This is a genomic window from Streptomyces sp. NPDC004721 (genome assembly GCF_053601495.1).
Genome location: NZ_JBSGBZ010000135.1, coordinates 1 through 4,142, shown reverse-complemented (window position 1 = coordinate 4,142; position 4,142 = coordinate 1). Strand labels below are relative to the sequence as shown.

Sequence of the window (4,142 nt, the reverse complement as noted above, 5' to 3'; positions counted from 1 at the left end):
TCGTTCCAGGGGCTGGTAGCCGACCTCATCAACGACGAGGACGCTGGGCCGTAGGTAGGTGCCGAGCTTGTTGAGGAGCCGTCCGGCGGCTTCGGCGGAGCGGTCCGGCCTCCTCGCCGAGCGGCCGTTCGCGGCGGGGCTGGGGCGGGACCTCGCCGGTGGTGGTCCTGCGGCCCTTGCCGGTGGGCAGGCCGTCCCAGTGCGTCTCCTCAACGACGCGGACCCCGCGGCCGACCGCACGGGGATGCATGGCCAGCAGGGTCTCGCCACTGGCGTCCGAGATGGTCGAGTGCAGCATGACCTGCGACTTCGTGGCCCGGACCTCGACCAGCTGGCGGGGAGGGACCTTGCGGGCGGGCACCGAGTAGAGGTTGCCGCCGAAGGCGACCAGGCAGCCCTTGCCCACCGGCCGCAGATGCCGTTCGGCCACCAGATAGGGGGTGGGCGGCAGCGGCTTGAGGGCCGCGTGGTCGCGGGCCGCCCGTTCGCCGATGACCTCCCGGTGCGTCTTGTGGATCTGGGCCCGCCGCTGCGGCACCCAGGCTGCGAAAGCCGCGTCCATCTCCTCGATGGAAGAGAAGGTCCGGCCGGACAGGACGTGCTCGCGGACGATGAGAACCTGGCGTTCGACGCGGCCTTTGCCGGTGGGCCGGTAGGCGGCCAGGACGTCGATGTCGAAGTCGTAGTGGCCGGCGAAGCCGACCGCTTCCGGATGCAGTGGGACCGCCTCGCCCGGGGCGACGTGCCGGCGCACGACGGTCTTGGTGCGGTCGTAGACGATCGTCATCGGGACCCCGCCGAAGTGGGCGAACGCCCTGCGGTGGCAGTCGAAGAAGGTCTGCAGGTCCTGGCTGGTGGTGAAGCAGCAGAACGGGTCACGCGAGTACGACAGCGTCATGTGGAACGAGTAGACCTTGCCGATGCCCATGTGGGCGAGGATCTTGCCCTCGTCGCCCCAGTCAACCTGGGCCTGGGCGCCGGGGATCACCTCGAACCGACGGTGCATCCCCGCCAGTTCCTTCGGCGTGATGCCGAGTTCCTCGGCGACCCTCGGGCGGGCTTCCTGGACGTAGAGCTTGGTCCGCTGGTAGTTGCCGGTGAACCCGTACTCGCCGGCCAACCGCTCGTGGATCACAGCGGCCTTCATCAGGATCTCTGCCCGCAGCATCGAGTCGACGAACGACCAGCGGCGCGAACTCGTCGATCACCCTCGCCCGCGACCGCCCACTCGGCGACCGGCGAGGAGGCGACATTGGCCCGTCGGGGGACAAGTACTTACTGACCGTCCGCCAGTTGAGTCCGGTCTCCTTGGCGACCTCCGACCGGCTCATGGCCCCGGACTCGACCAGGCCGCGAAAGCGCCGCAGTTCCAGCCAGCGCTGGGGATCCAGGACCACGGACTACCCCTCTCTGCGATCTCGGACAACAGGCAGCAGAGTGCCGAACACCAGCCCTCAGCACATCAAGAACTCTGCACGTTCATCCGTACGCGGCTATGCACGTTCACGTGTACGCCGACATCGAGGAGCGCGTCTGTGACCAGCCTGTTCTCAAGCTCCTGCGGCAGGTCTTGCGGGCTGGGGTGATGGAGGACGGGCAGGTGAGGCGGCCGGTGACCGGGACTCCGCAGGGCGGTGTGATCTCGCCGCTGCTGTGCAATGTCTATCTGCACCGGCTGGACCGGGCATGGGACAGCCGCGACGGGGTTCTGGTCCGTTACGCCGACGATCTGGTCGTGATGTGCTTCTCCCGCAGTCAGGCCGAGCGGGCGCTTGCCCGACTGGTTGAGCTGCTGGGGGAGTTGGGGCTGAGGCCGAAGGAGTCCAAGACGTGGATCGTGCACCTGATGACGGACGGGGAAGGCTTTGACTTCCTCGGGTTTCACCACCGTCAGGTTCGTTCCCGGGGACTGCGCGGACGCCGACGCGTCGACTTCCTGGCCCGCTGGCCCTCGGACAGGGCGATGCAGCACGCCCGCGACCGGATCCGGGAGATCACCGCCCGGCGCCGGCTTCCGCTGCATCCCGAAGCGATCGTGGGGGATGTGAACTTGTTCCTCCGCGGGTGGATGGCGTACTTCCGCTACGGCCACTCCGCCGGCCGCTTCAGCAAGATCGGACGATACGCGAGGGAACGCGTCGCGCACTTCATCAGCAGAAAACACCGGCGCAGCCGGGCCTTCGGCTGGTGGGTGCTGACCGTCTCGTCCCCGAACGAACTCGGCCTGATCAGCCCGTATGGAACCGTCGTTGCACCCAGGGCAGGCAGGCCCTGGCGGGAGAGGCCGAATGCCGTCGGTGAACGGCGTCGGTGAGCCGTGTGCGGGAGAACCGCATGCACGGTTCGAAGCGGCGGGGGCTGGAAACGGAGCGGAAGCACTCCGCCACCGCGCCAGCCCCCGACTCTACATCCTCGGTCTGAGCTGGCCGGCCGGGCACTGTGCTGCGCTCGGCGCTACTGGCAGGGCCCCGGGGAGAGTCCCGTTCGCCCGACTTGACCACGAGCATGAAGGCAGCCCGGACTCAGTACGAGCGTGGCGCTTGTTGATCACGGGGTGGTGGCCAGCACAGACCACTTTCGCGCTGCCCGAGGTCCGACTGCATCTGCGTTGTCGACGACCGCCGCAGGATCAGAGGTCAGCTGACGGCAGGCCGAGGTGGTCGTGCCATGCCCGACGGCCGGCGGGCGTCACGATGAGGGCGCGGGTGGTGCCGACGCGCGTCATCCATCCAGCGGCGAGTGCGTGGGCGCACAGGGCAGCACCTACTGCGCCAGCCAGGTGGGAACGGCGCTCGGTCCAGTCAAGGCATGCGCGCACCGGCGGTCGGCGTGAGCCGCCAGGCACTGTGATACCGGCCTCGGCCAGCCAGAGGGCGCCCTTGCCGGTCAGGCCCGGCTCGGGACCCCACTCCAGCAGTCCGCGCTCGACCATCGCGTCGGTGATCGCCAGCGCGACGGCTCCAGCCAGGTGGTCGTAGCACAGCCGGGCACGGGCCAGTGCCTGCTGTCGGCCGGAGGCCGACAGCGAACGCGGTCGGGCGCTGCGCTGCGGGGCCAGCGCGGCAAGACTCTCGATCAGTTCGACCACCCTGCGGTCGGCCACGCGCACGCAACGGTGGCGTCCGTGCCGCTCCTCGACGAGGAGTCCGCCACTGACGAGCAGGTTCAGGTGAGATGTCGCGGTGGACGGTGCGACTCCGGCGTAACGCGCGAGTTCGTTCGCCGTCCACGCCCGGCCGTCGAGCAGTGCCAGGCAGAAGGCGGCCCTGGTCCCGTCGGCCAACAGCCTGGCCACGCCCGCCAGGTCTACCCCTACGTCCTGACCTGCGCGCTGAATGTCCACGTTGCCCATTGTCGCCGACGTCCCTTCGACGTTCGTCGAAGCGTCCACGTCCTAGCGTCGGCACGTGAGCAGGGCTTGCCGGCCCCGCACCTGCACCCGCCCGCGAGGCCGTGCCGCCTCCGCTTACGTACTGGAGCAACCATGACCGCGTCCGACACGGCTGTCACCGCCTCACCACATCCCGAATTCCGGACGGACCTCGTGGTCACCGACGCCCCCACGGCGGCGGATATCGCGGTGATCTCCGAGGCGCTGGACCGCTTCAACATCGAGCGCACGGGAATCGCCGACCGCAAGCCGCTCGGCGTCCTGGTCCGTGATCCCGATACGCGCCAGGTGGTCGGCGGACTGACCGGGCGTACCTCGCTCGGGCTGTTCTTCCTCGACCTCTTCTACCTGCCGCCTCAGCTGCGAGGCAGCGGGCTGGGAAGAGAGATCCTGCGGCAGGCCGAGGACGAGGCCCACGCCCGCGGCTGCCGCACAGCCGTGCTCTACACGATCACCTTCCAGGCCCCCGGCTTCTACCGGAAACAAGGGTGGAAACTCCTGGGAGAGGTCCCTTGCGATCCGTCGGGCACCAGCCGCGTCTTCATGACCAAAGAACTCACTGCACCGACCGGCCAACCAGTTCGGCCCCGGTAAGGTCGCCGTGCTCGTTGCACCATCATCTGTCCCGTCCGCTCTCCTCTCGCTAGCGCCCCCGCCACAGACCGAATCCGGGACGTCACAGTCCGGGGCAGTAGTGCCGTCCGGGCTGCTCGACGCCCTGGCCCGGGTGCCCGACCCGGGCCAGGGCGTC

At 69.0% G+C, this 4,142-nt stretch carries 3 protein-coding genes and 2 pseudogenes; 2 read left to right on the top strand and 3 right to left on the bottom strand.

Annotated features, from left to right (window positions below):
• Positions 1–102 (bottom strand): annotated as a pseudogene (locus ACWEK3_RS42075) (ATP-binding protein); the annotation flags it as partial.
• A gap of 169 nt (positions 103–271) precedes the next feature.
• Positions 272–1,147, bottom strand: a pseudogene (gene istA, locus ACWEK3_RS42070) (IS21 family transposase); the annotation flags it as partial.
• Positions 1,148–1,507: 360 nt separating this feature from the next.
• Here istA and ACWEK3_RS42065 point away from each other — a divergent pair.
• Positions 1,508–2,314 (top strand): reverse transcriptase domain-containing protein, encoded by an 807-nt coding sequence (locus ACWEK3_RS42065; protein ID WP_453252233.1) that lies wholly within the window; start codon positions 1,508–1,510, stop codon positions 2,312–2,314.
• A gap of 315 nt (positions 2,315–2,629) precedes the next feature.
• Here ACWEK3_RS42065 and ACWEK3_RS42060 read toward each other — a convergent pair whose 3' ends face one another.
• Positions 2,630–3,352 carry an ArsR/SmtB family transcription factor gene (locus ACWEK3_RS42060; RefSeq protein WP_453252234.1) on the bottom strand — a complete coding sequence of 241 codons (723 nt, stop codon included), beginning with the start codon at positions 3,350–3,352 and terminating at the stop codon, positions 2,630–2,632.
• 132 nt (positions 3,353–3,484) lie between these two features.
• Here ACWEK3_RS42060 and ACWEK3_RS42055 point away from each other — a divergent pair, with 132 nt between their 5' ends.
• On the top strand, positions 3,485–3,985 hold the full coding sequence (locus tag ACWEK3_RS42055; protein ID WP_453252232.1) for a GNAT family N-acetyltransferase: 501 nt from the start codon (positions 3,485–3,487) through the stop codon (positions 3,983–3,985).
• Positions 3,986–4,142 lie beyond the last annotated feature (157 nt).